Source organism: Paracidovorax avenae ATCC 19860 (assembly GCF_000176855.2).
Taxonomy (GTDB): domain Bacteria; phylum Pseudomonadota; class Gammaproteobacteria; order Burkholderiales; family Burkholderiaceae_C; genus Paracidovorax; species Paracidovorax avenae.
In genome coordinates this window covers 2,494,984-2,521,053 of record NC_015138.1, presented here as the reverse complement: position 1 = coordinate 2,521,053, position 26,070 = coordinate 2,494,984, and the positions used below count along the sequence as shown (strand labels likewise).

Here is a 26,070-nt window from a genome sequence, read left to right as displayed (position 1 = left end):
AAAGAGATGACCGACGCGCTGTCACCCCGCACCACGCCCGCTGCGCCCCAGACGCCAGCCGGTGCCCGCATCATTGCCATCACCAGCGGCAAGGGAGGCGTGGGCAAGACCTTCGTTTCCGCCAACCTCGCCGCAGCCCTCACCCGGCGCGGCTACCGCGTGCTCGTGCTCGACGCGGATCTCGGCCTCGCGAACCTGGACGTGGTCCTGAACCTGCATCCCAAGGTCACGCTGCACGACGTCTTCGTCGGCAAGGCCGAACTGGACGACGCCGTGATCGAGGCGCCCGGCGGGTTTTCCGTCGTGCTCGCCGGGTCGGGCATGGTCGAGTATTCGCGGCTCACCCCCGAGGTGCGCAGCGAGTTCCTCAACGTGATCCAGACGCTCGCGCCGCGCTACGACGTGCTCCTGCTCGACACCGGCGCCGGCATCTCGGACGTCGTGCTGTTCTCCGTCTCGCTCGCCTCGGAAGTGCTCATCGTGGCCACGCCCGAGCCCACCTCCCTGACGGACGCTTATGCGGCGATCAAGGTGCTGGCGACGCAGCAAAAGCGCCAGTACGTGCGCCTGATCGTGAACCAGGCCGCGCGACCGGGCGACGGCCGCGCGATCACGGGCCAGCTCCAGCAGGTCCTGGACCGCTTCGTCAGCACCGATTCGGGCCGCCCGATGCGCCTGCTGCACCTGGGCGACATCCCGGCCGACACCGCCGTGCGCGATGCCGTCATGCGGCGCCAGCTGCTGCTGATGCAGATGCCCGGCTGTCCCGCCGCCCTGGCCATCGCGCAGCTGGCCAACAAGATCGATTCCACGCTGCTCACGCCGGCAGCCTGAAGGGGCCGGCAGGCGGCATGCCTGCCCGGCGCCCTCCACCGCGATGCACCACGACGACGTCCTCAACATCTCCTGCTACCTGTTCGTCCCGCTGCCCGACGCCGGGCCGCTGCGCGACCGCCTGCATGCGCGGTGCCTGGAAGACGGCCTCAAGGGCACGATCCTGCTGGCGGAAGAAGGCATCAACATGTTCCTGGCCGGGCCGGCGCCCGCCGTGCGGGGCTTCGTGCAGTGGCTGCGGGACACGGATGCGCGCTTCGCCGCGCTGGAACCGAAGGAGAGCTGGTCGGCATCCCAGCCCTTCCGCAAGATGCTGGTGAAGGTCAAGCGCGAGATCATCCGCATGGACCACCCCGCCATCCGGCCCGCCGACGGGCGCGCGCCCTCCGTGGATGCGCCCACGCTGCGGCGCTGGCTCGCACAGGGCCACGACGACACGGGCCGCCCCGTGGTGACGCTGGACACCCGCAATGCCTTCGAGGTGGACCACGGCACCTTCGAGGGCGCCATCGACTGGCGTATCGCCAAGTTCACCGAATTCCCGCCCGCGCTGCGCGCACACAAGTCGGAACTCGAAGGCAAGACGGTGGTGAGCTTCTGCACCGGCGGCATCCGCTGCGAGAAGGCCGCCATCCTCATGCGCGAGGAAGGCATCGGGCATGTGTACCAGCTCGAGGGCGGCATCCTGAAATACTTCGAGCAGACGGACGGGGCCCACTACCGGGGCGGGTGCTTTGTCTTCGACGAGCGCGAAGTGCTGGCGCCCGACCTGTCGGAATCCGGATCGGGCCCTGTGGAAGGGCCTGCCTCTGCCTAGGCCGCGGCAGGCCCGCGGCGCGGACCGCCCTGCCCGCAGCAGGACCAGCGCGTGCAAGTCACCGCTTGAAATGCCGCTCCGGCAGCGGAATGCGTTCGGGATCGCCCGGCACCGCGCCCATGCGCATGGCGTCCCAGTCGTCGGCCGCCTGGACGATGCGCTCCTTGCGCGAGGACACGAAATTCCACCAGATGTGCCGCGGGCCATCGAGCGGCGCGCCGCCGATGACCACGCAGCGCGCAGGCCCGCTGCCCGTGGCCTCCTGCAGCCGCACGGGGCCGGCGGCCTGCGCAATGGCGAGCATGCCGGCCGGCAGGTCGGCCGGGCGCCCGGCGCCATCCTCCAGCCTGCAGGCGCCCTCCACGGCATACACGGCCATTTCCTCGGCCAGCGGCGGCAGCAGCAGTTCGGCGCCCGCGGGCAGCAGGATGTCGAGGTAGAGGGTGGGCGCGAGCGTGGCCACGGGCGACGTGGCCCCGAAGGCGCTGCCGACCAGCACGCGCACGCGAACGCCCTGGCCGTCATGGATCTCGGGGATGGCCTCCGCGGGCGTGTGGACGAACGAGGGTTCCACCTCGGCATGCGCCTCCGGCAGCGCCGCCCACAGCTGCAGTCCGTGGTTCACGTAGGCCGCGCTGCGCAGCCGCTCGGGGCGCCGTTCGGAATGCACGATGCCGCGGCCCGCCGTCATCCAGTTGATGGCGCCGGGAGCGATCTCGCAGACGGAACCCAGGCTGTCGCGGTGCGTGATCGCCCCCTCGAACAGGTACGTGACCGTGGCCAGCCCGATGTGCGGATGCGGCCGCACGTCGTACTCGGACGCGGGCTCGACCGTGACCGGCCCGAAATGGTCGAAGAACACGAAGGGGCCGATGGAGCGGCGCTGCAGCGCGGGCAGCAGCCTGCGCACCACGAAGCCGCCGCCCAGGTCCTTGGCATGGCCGCCGAGCAGCAGGAACGGCGGCGCGGCATCGCCGGCAGACGGAGGCAGGGGCACAGGCGTATCCACGGGCGGTCCTTTCGGTGACAGGGGTGGCGCCGCCAGCGTAACCCGCCGGCGGGGAAAAAGCCATGCGCCGGCACGCCTGCAGCGCACCGGCACGCGCCGCGTCAGCCGCGCAGCTGCTGCGCGATGCGGGCGACGCGCGCGCCGTAGGCCCGGCCGGTTTCCAGGTCGCCGGGCAGCATTTCCTGCACGCTCGCGTCCGAGGGCGACTGCGCCAGCATGCCGACGGAGCCGCCCAGGTTGTTGGGATCGTTGCGCGTGGCGGCCTTGCTGTTGGCAGGCAGCATGCCCAGGCTCACCCAGATGCCGCCGTGCTGCGAGGCCAGCGTCTGCAGGGCGATCAGGGTCACCTGCTTGTCGCCGTTCAGGCTGGCGCTGTTGGTGAAACCGCCGAACACCTTGTCCTGCCATGCGCGGCCGAACCAGGCCTTGGAGGACGCATCCGCGAACTTCTTGAACTGCCAGCTCGGGCTGCCCATGTACGTCGGGGTGCCGAAGATGATGCCGTCGGCTTCGGCCAGGGCTTCCCAGCCGCCCTCGGGCAGGTTGCCGTCCGCGTCGATGGCGATGAGCTGGGCGTTGGCGCCCTCCGCGACGGCCTGTGCCAGGCGCTGGGTGTGGCCATAGCCGGAATGGAAGACGACTGCGATTTTTGCCATGAAATGACTCCTGGTGGGTTGGGGGATGGGAATATGCCGCGTCCGGAGCGCTTCAGCGTTCCCTGGCAGCGAGATCGAACACCAGCACCTCGGCGCCGCAACCCTGCTCCAGGGCCAGCCGGCGCTCGCGCTCGACGAAGGCGGCGTCGCCCGCGGCCAGCAGGCTGCCGTTGGCCTGCAGCGTGCCGCGCAGCAGGTGCACATAGCATTTGCGGGCGGGGTCCAGCGGCAGCTCGTCGCCGCCCCCGCCGTCGAACAGGCCCGCATAGACACAGGCATCGGCCTGCAGGTACAGCACGCCGGGCCTGGCCTGCGGGGCCGCCAGCAGATGCAGCCGGCCGCTCCCGCGGTCCGCGGGGCCCGGAACCTGCGCGTATTCCCGCGCCCTGCCCGGCGCCTGCGGCGCGATCCAGATCTGCAGGTAGTGCGCGGGCTGGTCGGGCAGCGGGTTGAATTCGGCATGGGTGGCGCCCTCGCCCCCTGCCATGCGCTGCACGCGGCCCGCGGCGACCGATTGCACCCGGCCGCTGCAGTCCCGGCTGCCCAACTGGCCGGAGAGCACATAGCTGAGGATCTCCATGTCGCGGTGGCCGTGCAGGCCCAGCCCGGCGCCAGGGGCGATCCATTCCTCGTTCAGCGCGTGCAGGTTGCCGAAGCCCATATAGCGGGGGTCGTGGTAGCCGGCGAAGGAGAAGCTGTGGAGCGATCGCAGCCAGCCGTGGTCGGCGTGGCCCCGGTCGCACGATTTGCGGACGGTCAACATGGGCGGGTTTCAGACAGTGCTGGCACTTTAGGAGCAGGACGCGGCTTGCGGGCGCAGTGCGATTGAAGGCATCATTCAAAACCTTTGAAGCCCTCCCCGATGACCGTTCCGCCTCCCGCCCGCGACGCCCTCACGCCCGACAGCCTGGCCATGCTGCAGGTGATCGCGGAAACCGGCAGCTTCGCCGCGGCGGCGCGGCAGCTCGGCGTAGTGCCCAGTGCGCTCACCTACCGGGTGCGGCAGATCGAGGAGGCGCTGGACGTGCTGCTGTTCGACCGCAGCGCCCGCCAGGCGCGGCCCACCGAGGCGGGCAGTGAACTGCTGCGCGAAGGGGCCCGGCTGCTCGAGGAGGTCGAGGCCGTCGCGCACCGCGTGCGCCGGGTGGCGACCGGGTGGGAGCCCCAGCTCACCATCGCGGTGGACGGCGTGATTTCCCCCACCACCCTGCTGGAACTCGTGGAGGCCTTCTATGCGCAGTCTCCACCGACCCGGCTCAAGCTGCGCGACGACATCCTCACGGGCACGCTCGAGGCGTTGACCTCCGGCCGCGCGGACCTGGCGCTGGGCGTGGCCGTGAACGCCACCAACGCCTCCGGCGTGCAGGGCAAAGTGATCGGCGACCTGCTGTTCCTCTTCACCGTGGCGCCGCACCATCCGCTCGCCACCGCGCCCGGCCCGCTCACGGACACGGTGCTGCGCCAGCACCGGGCCATCGCCGTGGCCGATTCGGCGCAGCATGGCGGCGTGACCATGGGCCTGCTGGGCGGCCAGGACGTATTCACGGTGGACAGCATGCAGACCAAGCTGCAGGCCCAGTTGCGCGGGCTGGGCGCGGGGTTTCTTCCGGAGCCCATGGTGCGGCCCTATGTCGAGGCCGGGCGGCTGGTGGTCCGCGAGGTCGCGCGGCCCGCGCGCCGCGTGCGCCTGCACTATGCCTGGGGCGGCCCCGGGCATGCCCCGCCGGGCCGCGCCCTGACCTGGTGGCTGCAGCAGCTTGAAAGCCCCGCCACCCGCGAAGCCCTGCTGGAAAACCACCATCCATTCTGAGCCGCGCCACCGCAAGCGCCGTGTAGAGTGGCTCCATCCGCGCCCACCGCGGCGTCTCGCACCCATGCATCCATGAAAGGCCGGACCATGACGTCTTCCCGCTCCCGTTCCCGCACTCCTGCCCGCGGCGCTCCCGCCGGCCCCGGCGGGCAGCCCCCGTCCGCCCGGCGCATCGCCGTGGTCGGCGCGGGAATGGCCGGCATCGCCTGCGCGCGCACGCTGGCGCAGGCCGGCCATGCGCCGGTCGTCTTCGAGCAGGCCCGCCAGCCGGGCGGCCGGATGGCGACGGTGGAGTCGCCGTTCGGGGGATTCGATGCCGGCGCCCAGTACTTCACGGTGCGTGATGCGCGCTTCGCACGCGCACTGGAAACCGTGCCCGGGCTGTGCCGCCCGTGGAGCGCAACCACCGTCAAGGTGCTGGACGCCGCGGGCCGCACGGCCGCCGCAGCGCCACCGCCGCGCGAACCGCACTGGGTGGCCACGCCGGGCATGCAGTCCCTGCTGGCCGCGTGGGCCCAGCCGCTGGCGCAGGCCGGCCGCCTGCTGGCCGATGCGCAGGTCGCCGGCATCGGCCCCGACCCTCTTCAGCCAGGCCGCTGGCAACTGCAGACCCGCTCGCAGGACGGGGCGCAGCAAGTGCATGCCGGCTTCGATGCCGTGCTGCTGCTCATCCCGGCGGCCCAGGGCCGCGCCCTGCTGGAGTCTTCCGGCATCGCCCCGGCCTTCGCGCAACGGCTGCAGGCGGTCGAAGTGGCCCCCTGCTGGACGCTGATGGTGGCCTATCCCCACGCGGTGCAGCCCGGCCTCACCACGCTGGGCCCGCAATGGAACGCCGCGCGCAGCACGCACCACCGCATCGCGTGGGTGGCGCGCGAATCGTCGAAACCGGGTCGCGCCTCGGTGGAGCGCTGGACTGTGCAGGCCAGCCCCGCATGGTCGTCCGAGCACCAGGGCGATGCACCCGCCCGCGTGCAGGCCAAGCTGATCAAGGCTTTCGCGGAAGTGACCGGCCTGCGCGCCACGCCTACGCATGCGGAAGTGCTGTTCTGGCCCGACGCGCAGACGACGCGGCCGCTGGGGCAGAGCCACCTGTGGGACGCCGCGGCCGGCATCGGGCTGGCCGGCGACTGGTGCCTGGGCCACCGCGTCGAGGATGCCTTCGTTGCGGGGCTGGAACTCGCGTTCTCGGTGGCATGAGCGCCTTCCCGGCCGCGTCCACGCAAACTCCCGCCGCAGGCCGGCGCTATGTCGGCCGTTTCGCGCCCTCGCCCACCGGCCCCCTGCATGCCGGCTCGCTGGTGGCGGCGCTGGCCAGCTGGCTAGACGCGCGCTGCGCGCACGGGGGCCGCGGCGGGACCTGGCTGGTGCGCATCGAGGATGTGGACACGCCCCGCTGCCAGCCCGGCGCGGCGGAGACGATCCTGCGGCAACTGGCGGACTGCGGCCTCGTGCCGGACGGGGCGGTATGGTGGCAGTCGGCGCGCCACGCGCGGTATGCCGGACAGCTGGAGCGGCTGACGCACGCGGGGCTCGCCTACCCGTGTGCCTGCACCCGGGCGGACATCGAGCGCGCCCACCGGCTGAGCCATGGGACCCGCGATCGCCATTCGGAACTGCCCTACCCGGGCACCTGCCGCGCCGGACTGGGTGGGCGGCCACCGCGGTCCTGGCGATTCCGGACAACGGAATACCAGAAACAATTTGCACCGCGGGCGGGCGCAGACGGCGCACCGGGATGCCCTGCGATCGATGCCGGTGGCGTGACCTGGACCGACCGGCGCCTGGGGGCGCGCCGGCAGGACGTGGCGGAAGTGGTGGGCGATTTCGTGCTGCGCCGGGCAGACGGACTCTGGGCCTACCAGCTCGCAGTGGTGGTGGACGATGCCGACCAGGGGGTGACGCACGTGGTGCGCGGGGAAGACCTCCTCGACAACACGCCCCGCCAGCTTCTGCTGCAGCATGCGCTGGGCGCCGCGGCGCCTCTCTACCTGCATACGCCGCTCGTGCGCGCGCCGGATGGCGAGAAGCTGTCCAAGCAGCACGGAGCACCTGCCGTGGACACCGACGATCCCGTGGCGGCGCTCGGGGCGGCGGCCTGCACGCTGGGGTTGCCAGCTCTGCAGCATCCGCACGACACCACCGTCGGCGAGGCGCTGGCGTGGTGGGCGCAGGCATGGTCGCGAATCTACAATCGGCCATCGTGACAGTTACGCATCCCACCCCGGCCGATACCGGCCTCGCCCCCCAGCCCGCGCCTGCCGGCAACGGCTCCCCGCCCGCGGACGTTGCCTTTCCCAAGGCGATCAAGAGCTATGTCCGCCGCGCCGGTCGCACCACCACCGGACAGGCCAAGGCCCTCGAAACCTTCGGCTTGCAGTTCGTCCTCGACTACGCCCCCGCGCCCCTCGACGCACCAGCCGCTTTCGGCCGCGCCGCGCCACTCATCCTCGAGATCGGCTTCGGCATGGGCGAGGCGACGGCCCATATCGCGGGCGTGCGGCCGCAGGACAATTTCCTCTGCTGCGAGGTGCACGAGCCCGGCGTCGGCGCCCTGCTCAAGCGCATCGGCGAACAGGGCCTCACCAACATCCGCATCCTGCAGCACGACGCCGTGGAGGTGATCGACCACATGCTGCCGGAAGGCAGCCTCGACGGCGTGCACATCTTCTTCCCGGACCCGTGGCACAAGAAGCGCCACAACAAGCGGCGGCTGGTCCAGCCACCGCTCGTGGCCAAGCTCGCACGCCGGCTGAAACCCGGGGGCTACCTGCACTGCGCGACCGACTGGCAGCCCTATGCGGAGCAGATGCTGGAGGTGCTCTCGGCCGAGCCGCTGCTGGCCAACACTGCCGACGGCTATGCGCCGCAACCCGACTACCGCCCGCTCACCAAGTTCGAGAACCGCGGGCTGCGCCTGGGCCACGGCGTATGGGATATCCTCTTCCGGCGGGTGGCCTGACAGTCAGCGCCCCCGCACCCTCGCAACGCCCAGCACCGCACCCATGAAGCCCATCCTCGACAACCTGGTCGAAATGACCGGCCATCGCGATCACCTGCGGCTGGAAGTGTCGGTGCTGTCCACCCTGCACAAGCTCCCTTCCATCAAGGCGGTGCGCGCGCTGGAGATCTTCCAGTCGGGCAGCGAGGCTTACGTGCGGCCGCGCACCTGGCACAAGGACGGGCAGATGGTCACCAGCGACTGGGAAGCCCCGGTCGATCCGCGCCGCGAGCCACTGTCGGCGTTCCCGGCGCTGCACGAATGCATCGCCCAGCGCCGGCCGCACGTGCTGCAGTCCGCGCGGCGCGGCGAGCACATGCTGTGGCTGCCGGTGTGGCTGCATGACAAGGTGCATGCCTGCATCGAGGTCACGCAGTCGCGGCCGTTCTCGGCCCACAAGCTCGACGTGATCCAGAGCGTCTTTTTCGTGTACCAGAACTACCAGAGCCTGCTGGACTACAGCGAGCGCGACGCGCTGACCGGCCTGTTCAACCGCAAGACCTTCGACGAGCAATTCGCGCGGCGCGCCGGCATGTCCAGCAACGCGGCGACCGAGGTATCCGCCGAGCCGGACGATGCGTCCCAGCCGCGCGGCGAGCCGCTTCAGCACTGGCTGGCCGTGGTGGATATCGACCACTTCAAGCAGGTCAACGACCGTTTCGGGCACCTGTATGGCGACGAGGTGCTGATCCTGATCGCCAACATCCTGCGCAACTCCTTCCGCGGGCACGACCGCATCTTCCGCTTCGGCGGGGAGGAATTCGTGGTCCTGCTGCGCTCGACGACGCTCGCCACCGCCCACAAGGCCTTCAACCGGTTCCGCACCGCCGTGCAGGAATACGACTTCCCGCAGGTGGGCCGCGTCACGGTGAGCCTGGGTTTCGCCAGCACGGAGCGCGGTGCCCCGGTGGAGATCCTGGGCCAGGCGGACCAGGCGCTCTACTACGCCAAGGAACATGGCCGCAACCGCGTGTGCTACTACGACGACCTGGTGCGCGATGGCCACCTGCATGCCAAGGTCGCGAACGACAACGTCGAACTGTTCTGACCGGGCCGGCCGGCCGCGTTCCGGCCAGCATTTCGCCGCACAGCAGGCACCCACGAAAGCAAAAGGCCCGCACGAGCGGGCCTTTTGCGTTGGGCACGGCGGCCCGGTCAGGCGCGTTCGCCCACCCAGCCGGCCACGGAGGCCAGCGCCGCCGGCAGCGCCGCGGCATCCGTGCCACCGGCCATCGCCATGTCGGGCTTGCCGCCGCCCTTGCCGCCCACCTGGCTGGCAACGAAGTTCACCAGCTCGCCGGCCTTCACCTTTGCCATCACGTCGGGCGTGACACCGGCCGCGATCTGCACCTTGGCACCATCGACGGCTGCGAGCACGATGGCCGCGCTCTTGAGCTTGTCCTTGAGCTTGTCCATGGTGTCGCGCAGGGTCTTGGCGTCCGCGCCGGGCAGCGTGGCCGCCAGCACCTTCAGGCCCTTGACGTCCACCGCCTGCCCGACCAGTTCGTCGCCCTGGCTGGAAGCCAGCTTGCCCTTGAGGGCCGCCACTTCGCGCTCCAGCGCCTTGACCTGGTCGAGCGCCTGGCCGATGCGGCCGGCGAGTTCCGAGGCCGGAGCGCGCAGCGCGCCCGCCGCCTTGGCCACCGTGTCTTCGAGTTGTTGCAGGTACGCCAGAGCGCCCGCGCCGGTCACCGCCTCGATGCGGCGCACGCCCGCGGCCACGCCGCTCTCGCCCACCACCTTGAAGAGGCCGATATCGCCCGTGCGGGCGACGTGCGTGCCGCCGCACAGCTCGCGGCTGGTGCCGATGTCCAGCACGCGCACGGTCTCGCCGTACTTCTCGCCGAACAGCATCATCGCGCCGGTCTTCTGGGCGGATTCGATGTCCATCACGCGGGCACCGGTCGGCGTGTTGGCGAGGATCTCCTCGTTCACGCGGCGCTCGATCTCGCGGATCTGCGCGTCGGTGACCGGAGCGTTGTGCGCGAAGTCGAAGCGGGTACGCTCGGCGTTCACCAGCGAGCCCTTCTGCTGCACGTGGCTGCCCAGCACTTCGCGCAGGGCCTTGTGCATGATGTGCGTGACCGAATGGTTGCGCATGGTCGCGGCGCGCAACGCGGCATCGACCTCCGCCTGCACGGCATCGCCCACGCGCAGCGTGCCGGACTCCAGGCGGCCGTGGTGGCCATAGACGTCGGCGCGGATCTTGAGCGTGTCGTCCACGGCGAAGCGCGCCCCACCGGCGTGGATCACGCCCTGGTCACCCACCTGGCCGCCGCTTTCGGCATAGAACGGGGTGTTGTCGAGCACCACCACGCCGTTCTGGCCCGCCTCCAGCGCCTGGGCGCTCGTGCCGTCCACGTAGATCGCCACGATCTTCGCGCTTTCGGCCAGGCCGTCGTAGCCGCTGAAGCGGTTGGCCTCGCCCGCGTACTCGAGCGCCTTGTCCATCTTGAACTTGCCGGCGGCCCGCGCCTGGGCCTTCTGCCGGTCCATGGCGGCATTGAAGCCGTCCTCGTCCACCGTCACGCCGCGCTCGCGGCAGACGTCGTTGGTCAGGTCGAGCGGGAAGCCGTAAGTGTCGTGCAGCTTGAAGGCCACGTCGCCGGGCAGCACCTTCGCGCCGCCGCCCAGGGCCGCATCGAGGATGTCCATGCCGTTGGCGAGCGTCTCGAAGAAGCGCTCTTCCTCGGCCTTGAGCACCTCGGTGATGCGCTGCTCCTGCTCGCGCAGCTTCGGATAGGCGTCGCCCATCTGCTGGACGAGGTCCTTCACGAGCTTGTGGAAGAACGGCGTCTTGCGGCCGAGCTTGTAGCCGTGGCGGATGGCGCGGCGCACGATGCGGCGCTGCACGTAGCCGCGGCCTTCGTTGCTCGGGATCACGCCGTCGCTCACGAGGAACGCGGTGGCGCGGATGTGGTCGGCGATCACCTTGAGCGACGGGTTGGCGAGGTCGGCCGTGCCAGTCTCGCGCCCGGCGGCCTGGATGAGCGCGGCGAACAGGTCGATCTCGTAGTTGCTGTGCACGTGCTGCAGGATGGCCGCGAGGCGCTCCAGGCCCATGCCGGTATCGACGCAGGGCGCGGGCAGCGGCGTGACGGAGCCGTCCTCCGCCATGTCGAACTGCATGAACACGTTGTTCCAGATCTCGATGAAGCGGTCGCCGTCCTCATCGGGGCTGCCCGGGGGGCCGCCGGGGATGTGCGGGCCGTGGTCGTAGAAAATCTCCGAGCACGGGCCGCAGGGGCCGGTGTCGGCCATCATCCAGAAGTTGTCGGACTTGTAGCGGCCGCCCTTGTTGTCGCCGATGCGGATCACGCGCTCGGGCGGCAGGCCGATCTCCTTCGTCCAGATGTCGTAGGCTTCGTCGTCCTCGGCATACACGGTGGCGAGCAGGCGCTCCTTCGGCAGGCCATAGACCTCGGTGAGCAGCTCCCAGGCCCACTTCAGCGATTCGCGCTTGAAGTAGTCGCCGAAGGACCAGTTGCCCAGCATCTCGAAGAAAGTGTGGTGGCGCGCGGTGTAGCCCACGTTCTCCAGGTCGTTGTGCTTGCCGCCCGCGCGCAGGCAGGCCTGCACGGACGTGGCCCGCACGTAGGGGCGCTTGTCGGTGCCCAGGAACACGTCCTTGAACTGCACCATGCCGGAGTTGGTGAACATCAGCGTGGGGTCGTTGCCCGGCACCAGCGGGCTGGACGGCACCACGGTGTGGCCCTTGGAGGCGAAGAAGTCCAGAAAACTCTTGCGGATGTCGGCTACGGACGACGGCGGGGTCGGTTTCGTCATGGGCGAAGGGGGCTGCGAGCCTGTAGGAGCGCTGCGCCGGGCGCAGCCGCGGTATTGTGAAGACGTAACCCGTGATTCTATCGAGCCGCATGCCCCCTTCCGCCGGCCGCGCGGCCGCCCCCGCACGCGGCAGGGCCGATGGAGGCCGGTCAGCGTCGCGGGCGCTTCTGCGGCGTGCGGTTGGTGTAGCTCGCGTTGCCCAGGCCCGTGCCCACGGTGAGCACGGCCCAGCGTTCCACGTCCTGGGTGAAAGGCAGTTCCGACAGGCCCTGCACCACGGCGTCGTTGTGCAGGCAGACCTGGATGCGGCCTCCATTGATGGTCGGCAGGCGCTCGCACAGGTCGCGCGGCAGGTGGAAACGAATGCTCTCCCAGTTGCCCGGCAGGTTCTGCGTGCCGCCGGCGAGCGAGCCGTCTTCGCAGACCAGGCCCGGGCAGGCGACGCCCACGAAGGGAGCCAGGCTCAGTTCCTTCTTCCGGGCATGCTCGACCAGGTCCTCCAGGATGCCGGCGATGCCGTCCACGAGTTCGTCGCGGCGCGGGGAGTCGTCCGCATGACCCCATTTCTCGCGGCGCAGCACCTCGGCCCTGGACATGTCGGGCGCGGAGTGCAGGTGCGTCTGCACGATGCCGCAGCGCACGTTGGTGCCGCCGATGTCCACCGCCAGGATCGCGTCGTAGCTCTGCAGCAGCGCGGGCGGCGCCAGATGCACCCAGCCGATCAGGCCGCCCTCATCGGCATGGTGGTGCAACAGGCGCAGTTCCACCGGATCCTTCTTCTTGCGCTTGAGCTCCTCCGCGACCAGGCCGGCCGCACGGGCGATCGCACGCTCGCCCACCTCGCTCTGGTGGAAGCCGCCGCCCACGATCACGCGCTCCACGCCCTTCCACGTCTTGTGCTGCAGGAAGCGCAGGACCACGTGGGCGAACTGCTGCGCATAGTCTTCCGAAGCGGCCTCGATCGCCCGGGCCGCCACGCCGTCCTTGGCGAGCATTTCGTCCAGGCGCTGCTTGCTGATATCGCGCGTGGGCTTGTCGCCCAGCGGGTCCTTGCCGGCCATGTCGGCATAGAGGGTGCGCCAGGCATCGAGCATGTGCCGGAACGCGGTGCGGCTGGCGTTGTCGCCCGCGAAGCCGTCGCCGTCGCGCAATTCGAGGCTGTAGTCGTCGATGGTGACGGACGCCAGCTCCATGTCGCCGTGCGGGCCCGCCGCGCACAGGGCGAGCCGGGCTTTTTCCTCGCGCTCGGCCGCGGCAGCGGACACCGGCGCTTCTTCCTTCTCTTTGGATGCCATGGTCGTGTTCGTAGGGAGGGAATGGGCCCGCGTCGCAGGCCCTGGCCCCGATGGTGCCCCGCCCCGCGGCGCGGCCGCGTCAGCCAACGCCGCCAAACCACGCCCCGGGGGGTAGGCAGGCGGCGGCAGGCAGCCGTCAGCGGCCCAGCAGCACCGCGCGAGCCGCCTCCGACGGGAATACGCACGCCACGTCGTGGGCGCAGCCGGGCACCACGACCACCTCGCTCCGCCGGCCGGGCGCCAGCAGCATCCGGACGTATTCCGCGTACGCGAGGCCGCGCTGCAGGCGGTACGGCCCCTGTGCCATGGCCGCGCACGACTTGTCGAGGATGCCGTAGTACGTGCCCCTGGCGTCGCTGCCGTCCAGCGCGCCTTCCAGGTAATGCACGTCGGCGGCGGCATACCGCTCGCGCGCCTGGGCGGCATTGCGCCCCAGGCTGGCGGGCAGGTCGTCGGTGCCGTACTTCCAGCGGTTCACGCCCGGGCAGGTGCCGTCTGCGGGCGGATGGGGGCGCCAGGCGTCGAAATACAGCCAGGTGCCGGGATCGGCCACCACGTAGCGCAAGGCGACGGTGGCGGCGGAGGAAGACGCGCCGGCCGGGGCCGCGTTCGCGAAGCCGATGTAGTGCTGCACCATCTGCCCGCCCGCGGAGAAGCCCGCGACGGTCACGGTACGCAAGCCGGGCCAGCGCCGCACGAGCTCGGCCACCAGCGCGTCCATCGCCGCGAACGAGGTGACACGCGCGCCGTTGGCCGCCGGCCCGCCTTCGATCCAGGAGCTGCAGGTCCACAGGAGGTCTCCAGCCTGCGCGGCGGGAACGCCCGGGGAACTGCACCGGACGGCTTGCTCCGCCGCGACCTGGAACACGGGGGCCACCACCAGGGTGTCACGCAGCGCACCGGCATCGCGCACGGCCTGCAGCACCGCACCGAAGGTCTTGCCGGCATCGCGCGGATGGCCGTGCAGGGCCACCAGCGCGCGTGTCGGCTCCGCGCCCTCTCCGGGCGCCAGCGATGCGTAGTAGTTCAGCGTGCCTCCGGCGCCGGGCGGCTCGAAGCGCCGGTAGCAGGCGGGGCTGGCCGCCACGGTGCAATCGGAAGTCTGCGCGGCAGCGTTTGCCGCCAGTACGGCCAGGCACGCCGCCACGAGACAGGGCCATGTTCCAGTTCTCATCGATGGGACTCCGTTGGACTCGGGGACGGCGTGGTCCCTGGCGGAAAGTGTAAGCGGCGCATGTGGCGCTGCCCGCCCCGCGGTCGCCCAGGTGCGCGGGCCGGCGCGCGCCGTCATCACACCCTGTGGGGCGTGGGCCAAAAAAAAGCCCGCGCGATGCGGGCTGTGAAAGGAGACCCCCTACTGACAAACCGGAGGCCGGCGGCCGGGAGGCGCCGCGCGGCACTGCGATGCATCCAATGTAGGGCTGCGAACCGGCGAGGCCAAGCGACCAGATCGCGCTTGCTTATGCGCGGACCGAGAATGCCGGGACGGGCAGGCATGCCATGCGCCGCCGCCACAGGCCCATGATGGCGGCATACTCGGTGCGTCGCACTTCCAGCCCCCGCCCCGCCCGGGGCGTCCATCGATCCGATGCCACCGCCATCCGACGCCTTCCCCACCGCCGTACGGGCCACAGGGGCCGCACGGTCCCTGGCCGCAGCCGCACTCTGCCTGGCGACGGCCCTGCCAGCGTTGGCAGGGGCGGATGCCGGCGACCTCGTGCGCGATCACGGCTGCATGCGCTGCCATGCCATGGTCCGCACCTATGTGGGCCCCGGGTTCGCGGAGATCTCCGAACGCTACCGCTCCGACAGGAATGCCGAAACCTACCTTGCCGGCAAGATCCGCAACGGCGGAGCGGGCGAATGGGGCCGCGCGCTCATGCCGCGGCACCCGCGCATCGGCGAAGACGAGGCACGGTCCCTGGCCCGCTGGATCCTCGCCCAGCGCAAGGGCTAGCAGCCGCAACCGCAGCTGCCGCCACTGCCTCCCTCAGCGCTCGGCGCACAGCGCCTCGTCCACAGCCTCGCGCGTGAGCGTGGGCACGAAGGCCTCGATGAACCGGTAGGCATAGCCGCGCAGCCAGCTGCCGCGCCGCAGCCCCAGGCGGGTGAGGTTGACTTCGAAGAGATGGCGCGCATCGATCATGCGCAGGTGCCGGTCGCGCTCCGGGTCCAGTGCGATGGAGGCGACGATGCCCACGCCCATGTCCAGTTCCACATAGGTCTTGATCACGTCCGCATCCATGGCGGTAAGCACCACGTCGGGCTGCAGGCCCTCGCGGGCGAAGGCCTCGTCGATGTGGGCGCGACCCGTGTAGCCCAATTCATAGGTGATGATGGGAAAGCGCGCCAGCTGCCGCAGGGTGGGCGGCTCGGGCAGGTCGAGCAAGGGATGCCCCGGCGGCACCACGATGCTGTGGGACCAGCGGTAGCACGGCAGCGTGACCAGCTCACCATAGCCCGCGAGCGCCTCCGTGGCGACACCGATGTCGGCCTCGCCCGAGAGCAGCATTTCGGCCACCTGCCGTGGAGAGCCCTGGTGCAGGTGCAGGGTGACCTGCGGAAACAGTGCCCGGAAATCGCGCACCACCTGCGGCAGGGCATAGCGTGCCTGCGAGTGCGTGGCTGCGATGGACAGGCGCCCTTCCCCGCTGGCGCGAAAGTCGTGGCCGGCGCGCTGCAGGTTTTCCGCCTCCAGCAGCAGCCGCTCGACAATGGGCAGCAAGGTGGATCCCGGCGGGGTCAGCCCCGTGAGGCGCTTGCCCGCGCGCACGAAGATCTCCAGGCCCAGCTCCTCCTCCAGCTCGCGGATCTGCCGGCTCACGCCGGGCTGGGAGGTGTGGAGGATGCGGGCCACGTCGGTGAGGTTGAAACCCGTGCGAACGGCCTCGCGCACGGAACGCAGTTGCTGGAAATTCATGGATTCGCCGGACTTTCCTGTTGTTATGCGGCCATTCAACGCGCTGGGGGTCAACGCGCGGGGATCAGTGTGCGGGCGCCAGGGGCCGGCGGCGGTGCACCGCCCCCGCCCCCGCACTTCAGAGCTTGGCGATGGACACTTCGGTCGATTTCACCAGCGCCACCACGTCGGAGCCGACCTGCAGCCCGAGGTCGTCCACCGAGCGGGTGGTGATGACGGAGGTGACGATGCCCCAGGGCGTCTCGACGTCGACTTCCGAGACGACGTCGCCGCGAATGATCTCGCGGACCTTGCCCTTGAACTGGTTGCGCACATTGATGGCCTGGATGGACATGGGATGGACTCCTGTGGTGGTTGGAAGGTGAAAGAAAAAGGGATGGAAACCGGGCCGCTCAGATCGCCCAGCGCAGGCCATGCGCCGGAACGCCCGGCCATGCACCGTCGCCGTCGGAAGGCTCGGCCGCGGGCTTTTGCAGCACGCGGTCGAGGATGCGTTTCTCGAGGGCCGCGAACGCCGCGTCGCCGTGCGACCGGGGCCGCGCGAGCGGGATGCGCTCGTCCAGGGCGATGCGGCCGTCCTCGATGAGCACCACGCGGTCGGCCAGGGCCACGGCCTCCTGCACGTCGTGCGTGACCAGCAGCGCGGTGAAGCGGTGCCGCAGCCACAGCCCTTCGATGAGGCGCTGCATCTCGATGCGGGTGAGCGCGTCCAGCGCGCCCAGGGGCTCGTCCAGCAGCAGCAGGCGCGGCTGGTGGACCAGGGCCCGGGCCAGGGCCACGCGCTGGCGCTGGCCGCCGGACAGGCGCGCGGGCCACTCCCCGGCGCGGTCCGCCAGGCCCACCTGGCCGAGCACCTCGCGGCCGCGCTCCTGCGAGCCTTCGGGCAGGCCCAGGGTGACGTTGTCCAGCACGCGCCGCCACGGCAGCAGGCGCGCTTCCTGGAACATGATGCGGGTGTCGCCGTGCAGTCCATCGACGGGCCTGCCGTCGATCTCCAGCGTTCCGGCGCTGGCGGCCTCCAGGCCGGCGACCAGCCGCAGCAGCGTGCTCTTGCCGCAGCCGCTGCGGCCGACGATGGCGACGAACTCGCCGGGCTCGATCGTGAGCTGCGCCTCGCGCAGCACGTCGCGCGCGCCGTAGCGCTTGGTCAGCCGGCGCGCCTGCAGGCGCAGGCCGGGCGCGGGAGAGGAAGCCGTGTGTGGGGCGGACATGGTGCGGTCTCCTTCGTTCATGCCTTGGCCTGGTAGCCGGGATGCCACCGCAGCCACCAGTGCTCCAGGCCGCGCGCGAACACGTCCGCCAGCTTGCCCAGCAGCGCGTAGAGCAGGATGCCCACGAGCACTACGTCGGTCTGCAGGAACTCGCGCGCGTTCATCGTCAGGTAGCCGATGCCGGCCTGCGCGGAGATGGTTTCCGCCACGATCAGGATCACCCACATGAGCCCCAGCGAAAAGCGCAGGCCCACGAGGATGGAGGACATCGCGCCGGGCAGGATCACCTCGCGGTAGAGCTGCCAGCGCGACAGCCCGTAGGTGCGGCCCATCTCGATCAGGCCCGGATCGACATTGCGGATGCCATGGAAGGTGTTGAGGTAGATCGGGAAGAACACCGAGACCGCGATCAGGAAGACCTTGGCCGATTCGTCGATGCCGAACCACAGGATCACCAGCGGAATGAGTGCCAGCGCAGGGATGTTGCGCACCATCTGCACGGTGGAATCCAGCAGCGTTTCCGCCCAGCGCAGCGAGCCGGTGAGCAGCCCCAGCAGCAGGCCCAGGCCGCCGCCGATCGCCAGCCCCGCCAGCGCGCGGCCCGCGCTCACCTTCACGTGGGTCCACAGCTCGCCCGATTCACCGAGCTGCCAGGCGGCCTTGAGCACGTCGGATGGCGCCGGCAGCACCCGGCTGGACAGCCATCCCTGGGCAGCCGCCACCTGCCAGGCCGCGATCAGTGCCACGGGCACCAACCAGGGCAGCAGGCGCTGCCCCACGGCGGCGGCCCATTGCCGCACGGGCGCGGGCACGCCCGTGCCGGGCTCCTCGGGGGTGTCGGTGGCGGCAGACACCTGCAGCTCGCGCACCGCGGGGGAGACAGCGGGGCCCGTCATGCGAGCGCTCCCGCTTCCGCGTCGGGCTCCAGGAACTCGAGCTGGTTGCCCGCAGGGTCCTTCACGTAGAAGCGCAGGTAGCCCGGAAGCGCCCGGTTTTCCACGAGGGGAAGCTCGGCCTGCAGCAGGCGCCCGCGGAGTTCGGGCAGGTTGTCCACTTCGAACGCCAGGTGCGCCGCCGCGGGCGCCGGTTGCCAGCGCGTGGTCGGCACCAGGGCGATGCGCTGGGGCCCGGCCGCGAAATGCAGGGCGTTTTCGGCCGGATACCGCACCTCGGCCAAGCCGAGCAGGCCGGCATAGAAGGCGCGCATGGCGCCCTCCTCGCCCGCGGGAAACGGCAGTTGCACGTGGTTGATGGAATGGATGGCCATGGGAATCTCCTGTTGCCGCAGGCCGCTCAGCTTTGCGCCGCGCGCGGCACGTACTGGTTGCCCACGATTTCGCCGAAGGGGCCGGTCAGGGGGCCCGCCGCGCGGCCGCCGCCGCCGATGCGCTCGCGCACCTCGGCCGGCAGCAGCGGGAACACGAGTTCCGCGAAGCGATAGGCCTCTTCCAGGTGCGGGTAGCCGGACAACACGAAGGTGTCGATGCCCAGGTCCGCGTATTCCTGCATGCGCGCGGCCACGGTCTGCGGATCGCCCACCAGCGCCGTGCCCGCGCCCCCGCGCACCAGGCCCACGCCGGCCCAGAGGTTGGGGCTGATCTCCAGGTCCGCGCGGGAGCGGCGGGTGCCTCCGGCGTGCAGCGCGGCCATGCGGCGCTGCCCTTCGGAATCCATGCGCGAGAACACTGCCTGCGCCTGGGCCACCGTCTCGTCCTGCACGCGGCTGATGAGCTCCTCCGCCGCGGCCCACGCGGCCGCATCGGTCTCGCGCACGATCACGTGCAGCCGGATGCCGAAGCGCACCGTGCGCCCCCGCTTCGCTGCGCGGGCGCGCACGTCGGCCACCTTCTGCGCCACCGCGGCCGGCGGCTCGCCCCAGGTGAGATAGGTATCGACCTGCTCCGCAGCAAGGTCGTGCGCGGCCTCCGACGAGCCACCGAAGTACACCGGCGGATAGGGCTTCTGCACCGGCGGGTAGAGCAGCTTGGCGCCCTTCACCGACAGGTGCTCTCCCTCGTAGTCGAATGTCCCGCCCTCGTGGCTGCGCGACAGGATCTCGCGCCAGATGCGGATGAACTCCTCCGACTGCGCATAGCGCTGGGCGTGGTCCAGGAAGACGCCGTCGCCTTCCAGCTCGGTGCGGTCGCCCCCCGTCACGAGGTTGATGAGCAGGCGCCCGCCCGACAGGCGGTCGAAGGTCGCGGCCATGCGCGCGGCCAGGGCCGGCTGGTGCAGGCCCGGGCGCACCGCCACGAGGAACTTCAGGCGCTGTGTCACCGGCGCGAGTGCCGAGGCGACCACCCAGGGGTCTTCGCAAGAGCGGCCCGTGGGGATCAGCACCCCTTCGTAGCCCAGGGTGTCTGCCGCCGTGGCCACCTGGCGCAGGTAGTCGTAGTTGACGGCGCGGGCCCCTTCGGACGTCCCGAGGTAGCGGCTGTCGCCGTGGGTGGGAATGAACCAGAACACGTGCATGGGAGGCTTTCTCGATCAGTAGGGAACGGAGGTCAGTAGGAAATGGCGAAGCGCGGCCCGGGGGCGGACACGGGCACGGTCACCGGCTTGGGCCCGCTGTGCGGCGCATGCCATGTGTTGCGCTGCGTGGGGTGTGGATGCGGCACCGTGGCGCCCTGGGCGCGCACCGAAGGCCGGAGCCCCCAGGCGCGCGCGGTCACCGCCAGCAGGCGCCGTGCGGCCGGCCCGGGAGCCGTGGACGATGGCAGGTTGGACATGGGTGATGCTCCTTCGGGCGGACGGGGCGGACGCCGGCTACAGCAGTTCCACCGGCGCGGCCTGCAGCACGTCGAGCTTCTTCGGTATCAGCTTGAGGGCGAAGAAGGTGTCCGCGATGGCCTGCTGCTCGGCCAGGATCTCGCGGGTCACGGCCCGCGTGCCGTAGCCCACGCGGCTGACGAAGAGTTCCGTCACTGCGCGGTCGAGGCCCAGCACCTGGGACAGTTCCGTGGCGGCCTCGGCCTTGTGGCCCGCGACCCATTGGTCGATACCGTCCACTTCCTCGATCGCGATGCGCAGCACGTCCGCATTGCGGCTGGCGAAGTCGCGCGAGGTGAAATAGAAGGCCCGGTTGTTCACCACGCCCGTGGCGTCGGCCAGGATGCGGGCGTCCAGCGCCTTCTGGGCCGCCGCGAGGAACGGGTCCCAGATCACCCAGGCATCCACCGCGCCGCGCTCGAACGCGGCGCGCGCGTCCGGCGGCGCCAGGAAGACGGACTGCACGTCGCGGTACTGCAGGCCGTTCTTCTCCAGCAGTTTTGCGAGGAAGTAATGCACGTTGGAGCCCTTGTTGTAGGCCACGCGCTTGCCCTTGAGGTCGGCCACGCTGCGGATGGCCGAGCCTTTGGGCACCACCACCGCCTCCAGCGCCGGGCGCGGCACCGTCGCCCCCGCATACACGAGCGGCGCGCCCGCGGCCTGGGCGAAGATCGGCGGGGCCTCGCCCACATCGCCGAAATCGATGGAGCCGACGTTCAGTGCCTCCAGTTGCACCGGGCCGGCGTTGAACTCCGTCCAGGTCACCTTCACGCCCAGGGGAGCGAGGCGCTTTTCCAGGGTGCCGCGCGCCTTCAGCAGCGAGAGCCATCCCTTCTGGTGGCCCACGCGCAGCGTGCGTGGGGCGCCGGCAGGCTGCGCCCAGCCCGGCAGCGCGGCCAGGGCGGCAGCGCCCGCGCCGGCGGCCAGCCAGCGGCGGCGGGAGGTGAACGGCGCGGTGCGCGCGGGGGATTCGAACAGCGGGACCATGGGGAACTCCAATCTCTGCGGTATGTCGGGGGCAGCGGGCAGGCAGCGCTCCGCCGGGGGCGGGGCACGGCGGCCTCGCCCTGCGGACCGGCAATGCCGGCGGAAGGCAAACGGGGTGTGGAGCAGGTCGGCACGCGGGCCGCGCGGCGTCAGCGGCGGCGCCCGGACCGGTCAGACGCTACATCGCACCTGCTCGAACGGGATCGGCGGGAAGCGCGCCGCCTGCACCGGCGGGCGCAGCGCCTCGGTCACCAGCAGGTCCAGCGCTTCGTCCAGCCGGCGGGAAATGTCGGGCGCCAGGGTGTGGGCGCCCTCCGGCGTCAGGCTGACCTGGGCATCCGTGGCATAGACGCCGGGCAGGATGTGCCGGGCACCGAGCGACTGCAGCACGGGCCGCAGGGCGTAGTCGAGCGCCAGCATGTGGTGCGGGCTGCCGCCGGTGGCCAGTGGCAGCACCGCCTTGCCCTTGAGCGCCTCCTGCGGCAGCAGGTCGAGGAACACCTTCAACACGCCGCTGTAGGCCGCCTTGTACACCGGCGTCGCCACGACCAGGGCCCGGGCGTCGGCCACCTGTTCCACCGCATGCGCGATGGACCGGTGGCCCGTGTCGGCCAGCAGCAGCGCCTGGGGGGACAGGTCGCGGATGTGCAGCCGGTGGATCGCCGTGCCGCGCACCGACAGCCGCAGGGAGGTGGCATCGAGCAGCGCGGCGGAGCGCGAACGCTCCGAGGGGCTTCCGGCGATCAGGAGGACGGACATGGGCAGGCCTTGCGGGGTGGTGGTCGGTGGGCGGGGCGCGGCGGCGCTACGGTCACTTCTTCGTGTAGATCTGGTCGAAGCTCGCGCCGTCGGCGAAGTGGTCCTTGTCGGCCTTGCCCCAGCCGCCGAACGCCTCGTCGATGGTGACCAGCGTGAGCTTGGGGAACTGCGCGTCGTATTTGGCCTTGGCCTTCTCGCCGGTCGGCCGGTAGAAGTGCTTGCCGGCGATGTCCTGGGCTTCGTCCGAATACAGGTACTTCAGGTATTCCTCGGCCACGGCGCGCGTGCCCTTCTTGTCCACGACCTTGTCCACCACGGCGACGCTCGGCTCGGCCAGGATGGAGAGCGAGGGGGCGACGATCTGGAACTTCTCCGCACCGAATTCCTTCAGCGCCAGGAAGGCTTCGTTCTCCCAGGCCAGGAGCACGTCGCCCACGCCGCGCTGCACGAAGGTGATGGTGGAGCCGCGCGCGCCGGTATCGAGCACCGGCACGTTCCTGTAGAGCTTGCCGACGAATTCCTTCGCCTGCGCGTCGCCGCCGTACTTGCGCTTGGCGTATTCCCAGGCGGCCAGGTAGTTCCAGCGCGCGCCGCCGGAGGTCTTGGGGTTGGGCGTGATCACCTGCACACCGGGCTTGACGAGATCGTCCCAGTCCTTGATGCCCTTGGGGTTGCCCTTCTTCACGAGGAACACGATCGTGGAGGTGTACGGGGCGGAGTTGTGCGGCAGGCGCTTCTGCCAGTCCGGCTTGACCAGGCCGCCGTTCTTCACCAGCGCATCGATGTCGCCGCCCAGGGCCAGCGTGGCCACGTCGGCATCGATGCCGTCGATGATCGAGCGGGCCTGCTTGCCCGAGCCGCCATGGGACTGCTTGACCTGCACATCCTGCCCGGTCTTGCCCTTCCAGTACTTCGCGAACGCCTGGTTGTAGTCCACATACAGTTCCCGCGTGGGGTCGTACGACACGTTGAGCAACTGCACCGGCTGCTGGGCGATGGCCGGCACGGACAGCACGGCGAGCGAGGCCAGGGCGGCTGCGGCGGGAAACTTGATAAAGTGGCGGCGAAGGTTCATGAGGGGCTTTCCTGGGAGATCCGTGGACGGTGCGGTAGAGCACGGCACCGATGCAGCGCATTCTGGAAGCCCCTTCACAAAACTGAAACTACTGAAATTTCAGTTCTAAATTCCAGAAATATCTGTAGAACCTTCGCAGGCAGGAGCGCACCGCGCCCTTTTCCTGCCTTTGTCCCTTCTCCATTCCGCCAGAACAAGGAAATCCACATGCCCCGTACCGTCCAGTGCATCAAGCTCGGCAAGGAAGCCGAAGGACTCGACTTCCCTCCCTACCCGGGCGACCTGGGCAAGCGCATCTTCGAGAACGTGAGCAAGGAAGCCTGGGCCGGCTGGCTCAAGCACCAGACCATGCTCGTGAACGAGAACCGCCTGAACCTCGCCGATGCGCGCGCGCGCCAGTACCTCGCGCGCCAGATGGAGCAGCACTTCTTCGGCGGCGGCGCGGATGCCGCTGCGGGCTACGTGCCGCCCAGCGCCTGACGGCCGCCCCTCTCACGCTGTTTTCGCAAGCCCGGCTTCGCCGGGCTTTCTTTTTCCCACCCCCGTTTCCCGTCGTGCGGCTGACGCGGCGCAAGCTTCCGCGCCCCGCGGCACCCCGACAATCGCCGCATGTCCGAACCCATCGACTGGCTCCCCGACGGCACCCCGTTCAACCCGCGCTTCGGCGACCGCTACCACAGCCACACCGGGCTCGCGCAGGCGCGCGAGGTCTTCCTGCGCGGCTGCGGACTGCCCGATGCATGGGCCGGCCAGCCGATGTGGCGGGTGCTGGAGACCGGCTTCGGCTGCGGGCTGAACTTCCTCGCCACCTGGGCCGCCTGGCGTGCCGACCCTGCGCGGCCCCGGCTGCTGCATTTCGTGTCCTGCGAAGCGTTTCCCGTTTCCGCGGACGACCTGCTGCGCTCCATGCTGGGGCATGCCGAACTGGAACCGCTGGCCCGCGCGCTGCATGCGCAGTACTGGGGCCTGCTGCCCGGCGTGCACCGGCTCGCCTTCGAGGGCGGGCAGGTGCTGCTCACGCTCTACATCGGCGATGCGCAGGCGATGCTGCGCCAGCAGCAGCCGGTGGCCGACGCGGTGTACCTCGACGGCTTCAGCCCGCAGGTGAACCCGGAGCTGTGGGACCTGCATACCCTCAAGGCCGTGGCGCGCTGTTGCCGCCGCGGCACGCGGCTGGCCACCTGGAGCGTGGCCGGCGCGGTGCGCGACGGACTGGCGCAGTGCGGTTTCCGGGTGCAGAAGGTGCCCGGCCTGCCCCCGAAGCGCAGCAACCTGCAGGCGGTGTTCGATCCGGCCTGGGAGCCGCGCCCCGTGCAGCCGGATCTGCCCGACGTTCGCGTGGCGGGCGGGTCATCGAGCGCGCTGGTCATCGGCGGCGGGCTGTCGGGCGCCGCGGTGGCAGCGAGCCTCGCGCGGCGCGGCTGGCAGGTGCGAGTGCTGGACCAGGGTGCGGAGCCGGCGGCCGGCGCCTCGGGCCTGCCGGCCGGCGTGTTCGCACCGCATGTGTCGCCCGACGACAGCCTGCTCTCGCGCCTGTCGCGCTGCGGCGTGCGGGCCACGCTGCAGGCCCTGCAGGCATCGGGCCTGGCGGAGGGCGAGGACTGGAGCGCCTGCGGCGTGCTGGAGCACGAGGTGGATGGCAAGAACCGCCTGCCGCCCGCCTGGGCCGGCGATGCCGCGGTGGGCGCCGAATGGAGCCGCGCTGCCGATGGCGCGGCGCTGGAAGCCGCGGGCCTGCCCGGAGCCACCGTCGCCTATTGGCATGCACGTGGCGGGTGGCTGCGGCCGGCCCGGCTGGTGCGCGCGCTGCTGGCGCACCCTGCCATCCACTGGCAGGGCCGCAGTGCCGTGTCGCGGCTGGAGCCCGTGGCCGCTCCCGATGGCGCCACGCACTGGCGCGCTTATGGCAGCGACGGCACGCTGGTCGCCGAAGCGCCCCACGTGGTGGTGGCCGCCGGCTACGGCAGCCGCCCGTGGCTGCCCGGCCGCTACCCGATCCATCCGCTGCGCGGCCAGGTGAGCTGGGGCACGCGGGCGGACAGCCCGGCAGCCGCATGGCCGCCCTTCCCCGTCAACGGCCATGGCAACCTCGTGCCGCATGCGGGCATGGCGGAGGGCGCCATCTGGGTGATGGGCTCGACCTTCGAGCGCGGCCAGACGGAACTGCCCCCTTCGCCCCAGGAACAGGCGCAAGCCCATGCGGCCAACGCCGCGAAACTGGAGCAGCTGCTGCCGGCGCTGGCGCAGGGGCTCGCGCCCGCCATCGCCGGCCCGGGCGCCGCCCCCGGCCACTGGGCGGCGGTGCGCTGCACCGCGCCCGACCGGCTGCCGTTCGTGGGGCCGGTGGATGCCTCACGGCAGCCCGGGCTCTGGGTCTGCGCCGCGATGGGTGCGCGCGGGCTCACGCTGTCGCAGCTGTGCGGGGAACTGCTGGCCACCCGCATGATGGGCGAGCCGCTGCCCGTGGAGGCGCGCCTGGCACGGGCGCTGTCCACGGAGCGGCTGCCCGGAGACTGAACGCCCGCAAGCCCGTCAGGGCCCTGTATGCACAATGTTCAGCGTATCCGTCCCTATCTCCCCGGAGACTTGCGAAAGTGCAATGGAGCCAGTGTGAAATCCCCTCGCCACGGCTGCTGCTGAAGCCGTTCTCGCCCGCGGATGCCGATGAGGCGTTCGCGTGCATCACCCCGACGCTGACGCGCTACATGTCGTTCGACCCGCCCCCTTCGGCGTCGGCGTTCGAAACCATCTGGCGCAGATGGCTGGATGACATCGCGGCAGGACGGGATTTCGTTTTCGCGATACGGAGCCGCTCCACGCAGGCCTTCATCGGGCTGTGCGGCCTGCACCGTACCTTCGAGCCGGAACCTGAACTGGGCATCTGGGTGCGGGAGAGCGAGCACGGCCATGCCTACGGCCGCGAGGCCGTGGCAGCGGTCTTCGCCTGGGGTGCGAAGCACTTCGCCCCCGCCGCTTTCACCTACCCTGTCGCGCAGGCCAATACGCCCAGCCGCCGCATCGCCGAATCGCTCGGCGGTGTCCCCGTTGCCCACCGGCCGGGAACGAAGTACGACACCGTGGTCTACCGGATTCCGGCCGGCCGCTGACCCGGCCGGCGCCAGGCCGGCGGTACCTTCCGGCGGC

General features: G+C 70.8%; 27 protein-coding genes. 11 read left to right on the top strand and 16 right to left on the bottom strand.

Going from position 1 to position 26,070, the window contains the following annotated elements; translation table 11 throughout:
- Positions 1-6: 6 nt before the first annotated feature.
- Together ACAV_RS11150 and ACAV_RS11145 are read left to right on the top strand one after the other, a co-directional pair.
- Entirely contained in the window at positions 7-834 is an 828-nt protein-coding gene (locus ACAV_RS11150; protein ID WP_013594680.1) for a MinD/ParA family protein, read from the top strand.
- 43 nt (positions 835-877) lie between these two features.
- Complete coding sequence (locus tag ACAV_RS11145) at positions 878-1,651, top strand: sulfurtransferase (RefSeq protein WP_013594679.1); 774 nt, start codon at positions 878-880, stop codon at positions 1,649-1,651.
- A 58-nt stretch (positions 1,652-1,709) separates the two neighbouring features.
- Here ACAV_RS11145 and ACAV_RS11140 read toward each other — a convergent pair whose 3' ends face one another.
- From ACAV_RS11140 to ACAV_RS11130, 3 genes are all read right to left on the bottom strand, one after another.
- The gene (locus tag ACAV_RS11140) at positions 1,710-2,660 is read right to left on the bottom strand and encodes a pirin family protein (RefSeq protein ID WP_013594678.1); all 951 of its coding nucleotides are present in this window, start codon (positions 2,658-2,660) and stop codon (positions 1,710-1,712) included.
- Between the two features lie 101 nt (positions 2,661-2,761).
- The gene (locus tag ACAV_RS11135) at positions 2,762-3,316 is read right to left on the bottom strand and encodes a flavodoxin family protein (protein WP_013594677.1); all 555 of its coding nucleotides are present in this window, start codon (positions 3,314-3,316) and stop codon (positions 2,762-2,764) included.
- A gap of 52 nt (positions 3,317-3,368) precedes the next feature.
- On the bottom strand, positions 3,369-4,079 hold the full coding sequence (locus tag ACAV_RS11130) for a pirin family protein (protein ID WP_013594676.1): 711 nt from the start codon (positions 4,077-4,079) through the stop codon (positions 3,369-3,371).
- Between the two features lie 99 nt (positions 4,080-4,178).
- Here ACAV_RS11130 and ACAV_RS11125 point away from each other — a divergent pair, with 99 nt between their 5' ends.
- The 5 genes from ACAV_RS11125 to ACAV_RS11105 all read left to right on the top strand — a co-directional run bounded on the left by ACAV_RS11125 (position 4,179) and on the right by ACAV_RS11105 (position 9,172).
- Positions 4,179-5,126, top strand: a complete 948-nt coding sequence (locus ACAV_RS11125; protein ID WP_013594675.1) for a LysR family transcriptional regulator — start codon at positions 4,179-4,181, stop codon at positions 5,124-5,126.
- 87 nt (positions 5,127-5,213) lie between these two features.
- On the top strand, positions 5,214-6,323 hold the full coding sequence (locus tag ACAV_RS11120; RefSeq protein WP_013594674.1) for an NAD(P)/FAD-dependent oxidoreductase: 1,110 nt from the start codon (positions 5,214-5,216) through the stop codon (positions 6,321-6,323).
- Positions 6,320-7,330, top strand: coding sequence for a tRNA glutamyl-Q(34) synthetase GluQRS (gluQRS, locus tag ACAV_RS11115; protein ID WP_013594673.1), 1,011 nt, complete (start codon positions 6,320-6,322; stop codon positions 7,328-7,330). Before ACAV_RS11120 ends, gluQRS begins: the two co-directional genes overlap by 4 nt.
- The gene (gene trmB / locus ACAV_RS11110; protein ID WP_013594672.1) at positions 7,300-8,085 is read left to right on the top strand and encodes a tRNA (guanosine(46)-N7)-methyltransferase TrmB; all 786 of its coding nucleotides are present in this window, start codon (positions 7,300-7,302) and stop codon (positions 8,083-8,085) included. The genes gluQRS and trmB overlap by 31 nt, the downstream gene beginning before the upstream one ends.
- Positions 8,086-8,128: 43 nt before the next feature.
- On the top strand, positions 8,129-9,172 hold the full coding sequence (locus ACAV_RS11105) for a GGDEF domain-containing protein (protein ID WP_013594671.1): 1,044 nt from the start codon (positions 8,129-8,131) through the stop codon (positions 9,170-9,172).
- Between the two features lie 107 nt (positions 9,173-9,279).
- On the opposite strand, the gene alaS is transcribed toward ACAV_RS11105, so the two are convergent.
- The 3 genes from alaS to ACAV_RS11090 all read right to left on the bottom strand — a co-directional run bounded on the left by alaS (position 9,280) and on the right by ACAV_RS11090 (position 14,379).
- Entirely contained in the window at positions 9,280-11,910 is a 2,631-nt protein-coding gene (gene alaS, locus ACAV_RS11100; protein WP_013594670.1) for an alanine--tRNA ligase, read from the bottom strand.
- A gap of 149 nt (positions 11,911-12,059) precedes the next feature.
- On the bottom strand, positions 12,060-13,205 hold the full coding sequence (locus ACAV_RS11095) for an ROK family protein (RefSeq protein WP_013594669.1): 1,146 nt from the start codon (positions 13,203-13,205) through the stop codon (positions 12,060-12,062).
- 136 nt (positions 13,206-13,341) lie between these two features.
- Positions 13,342-14,379, bottom strand: coding sequence for a hypothetical protein (locus ACAV_RS11090; protein WP_013594668.1), 1,038 nt, complete (start codon positions 14,377-14,379; stop codon positions 13,342-13,344).
- A gap of 414 nt (positions 14,380-14,793) precedes the next feature.
- Here ACAV_RS11090 and ACAV_RS11085 point away from each other — a divergent pair, with 414 nt between their 5' ends.
- Positions 14,794-15,162, top strand: a complete 369-nt coding sequence (locus ACAV_RS11085) for a c-type cytochrome (RefSeq protein ID WP_013594667.1) — start codon at positions 14,794-14,796, stop codon at positions 15,160-15,162.
- Between the two features lie 33 nt (positions 15,163-15,195).
- Here ACAV_RS11085 and ACAV_RS11080 read toward each other — a convergent pair whose 3' ends face one another.
- The 10 genes from ACAV_RS11080 to ACAV_RS11035 all read right to left on the bottom strand — a co-directional run bounded on the left by ACAV_RS11080 (position 15,196) and on the right by ACAV_RS11035 (position 22,926).
- Positions 15,196-16,125, bottom strand: a complete 930-nt coding sequence (locus tag ACAV_RS11080) for a CysB family HTH-type transcriptional regulator (protein WP_013594666.1) — start codon at positions 16,123-16,125, stop codon at positions 15,196-15,198.
- 118 nt (positions 16,126-16,243) lie between these two features.
- Entirely contained in the window at positions 16,244-16,459 is a 216-nt protein-coding gene (locus ACAV_RS11075) for a TOBE domain-containing protein (RefSeq protein WP_011796117.1), read from the bottom strand.
- A 58-nt stretch (positions 16,460-16,517) separates the two neighbouring features.
- A complete protein-coding gene (locus ACAV_RS11070) occupies positions 16,518-17,336 on the bottom strand; it encodes an ATP-binding cassette domain-containing protein (RefSeq protein WP_013594665.1) in 819 nt (272 codons plus the stop codon).
- A 17-nt stretch (positions 17,337-17,353) separates the two neighbouring features.
- A complete protein-coding gene (gene ssuC / locus ACAV_RS11065; protein ID WP_013594664.1) occupies positions 17,354-18,232 on the bottom strand; it encodes an aliphatic sulfonate ABC transporter permease SsuC in 879 nt (292 codons plus the stop codon).
- The gene (locus tag ACAV_RS11060; protein WP_013594663.1) at positions 18,229-18,603 is read right to left on the bottom strand and encodes a VOC family protein; all 375 of its coding nucleotides are present in this window, start codon (positions 18,601-18,603) and stop codon (positions 18,229-18,231) included. Before ACAV_RS11060 ends, ssuC begins: the two co-directional genes overlap by 4 nt.
- 26 nt (positions 18,604-18,629) lie before the next feature.
- Complete coding sequence (gene ssuD, locus ACAV_RS11055) at positions 18,630-19,808, bottom strand: FMNH2-dependent alkanesulfonate monooxygenase (protein ID WP_013594662.1); 1,179 nt, start codon at positions 19,806-19,808, stop codon at positions 18,630-18,632.
- Between the two features lie 32 nt (positions 19,809-19,840).
- Positions 19,841-20,065, bottom strand: a complete 225-nt coding sequence (locus ACAV_RS11050) for a hypothetical protein (RefSeq protein WP_013594661.1) — start codon at positions 20,063-20,065, stop codon at positions 19,841-19,843.
- 37 nt (positions 20,066-20,102) lie between these two features.
- Complete coding sequence (locus ACAV_RS11045) at positions 20,103-21,092, bottom strand: sulfonate ABC transporter substrate-binding protein (RefSeq protein WP_013594660.1); 990 nt, start codon at positions 21,090-21,092, stop codon at positions 20,103-20,105.
- A 171-nt stretch (positions 21,093-21,263) separates the two neighbouring features.
- Positions 21,264-21,851, bottom strand: a complete 588-nt coding sequence (gene ssuE / locus ACAV_RS11040) for an NADPH-dependent FMN reductase (protein WP_013594659.1) — start codon at positions 21,849-21,851, stop codon at positions 21,264-21,266.
- A 52-nt stretch (positions 21,852-21,903) separates the two neighbouring features.
- Complete coding sequence (locus ACAV_RS11035) at positions 21,904-22,926, bottom strand: sulfate ABC transporter substrate-binding protein (RefSeq protein ID WP_013594658.1); 1,023 nt, start codon at positions 22,924-22,926, stop codon at positions 21,904-21,906.
- Positions 22,927-23,133: 207 nt separating this feature from the next.
- On the opposite strand from ACAV_RS11035, the gene ACAV_RS11030 reads away from it, so the two are divergent.
- The 3 genes from ACAV_RS11030 to ACAV_RS11020 all read left to right on the top strand — a co-directional run bounded on the left by ACAV_RS11030 (position 23,134) and on the right by ACAV_RS11020 (position 26,033).
- Positions 23,134-23,406, top strand: coding sequence for an oxidative damage protection protein (locus ACAV_RS11030; RefSeq protein ID WP_013594657.1), 273 nt, complete (start codon positions 23,134-23,136; stop codon positions 23,404-23,406).
- A 129-nt stretch (positions 23,407-23,535) separates the two neighbouring features.
- Positions 23,536-25,443 carry a bifunctional tRNA (5-methylaminomethyl-2-thiouridine)(34)-methyltransferase MnmC2/FAD-dependent 5-carboxymethylaminomethyl-2-thiouridine(34) oxidoreductase MnmC1 gene (mnmC, locus tag ACAV_RS11025; RefSeq protein WP_013594656.1) on the top strand — a complete coding sequence of 636 codons (1,908 nt, stop codon included), beginning with the start codon at positions 23,536-23,538 and terminating at the stop codon, positions 25,441-25,443.
- Between the two features lie 77 nt (positions 25,444-25,520).
- Positions 25,521-26,033 (top strand): GNAT family N-acetyltransferase, encoded by a 513-nt coding sequence (locus tag ACAV_RS11020; protein ID WP_013594655.1) that lies wholly within the window; start codon positions 25,521-25,523, stop codon positions 26,031-26,033.
- Positions 26,034-26,070: the final 37 nt, after the last annotated feature.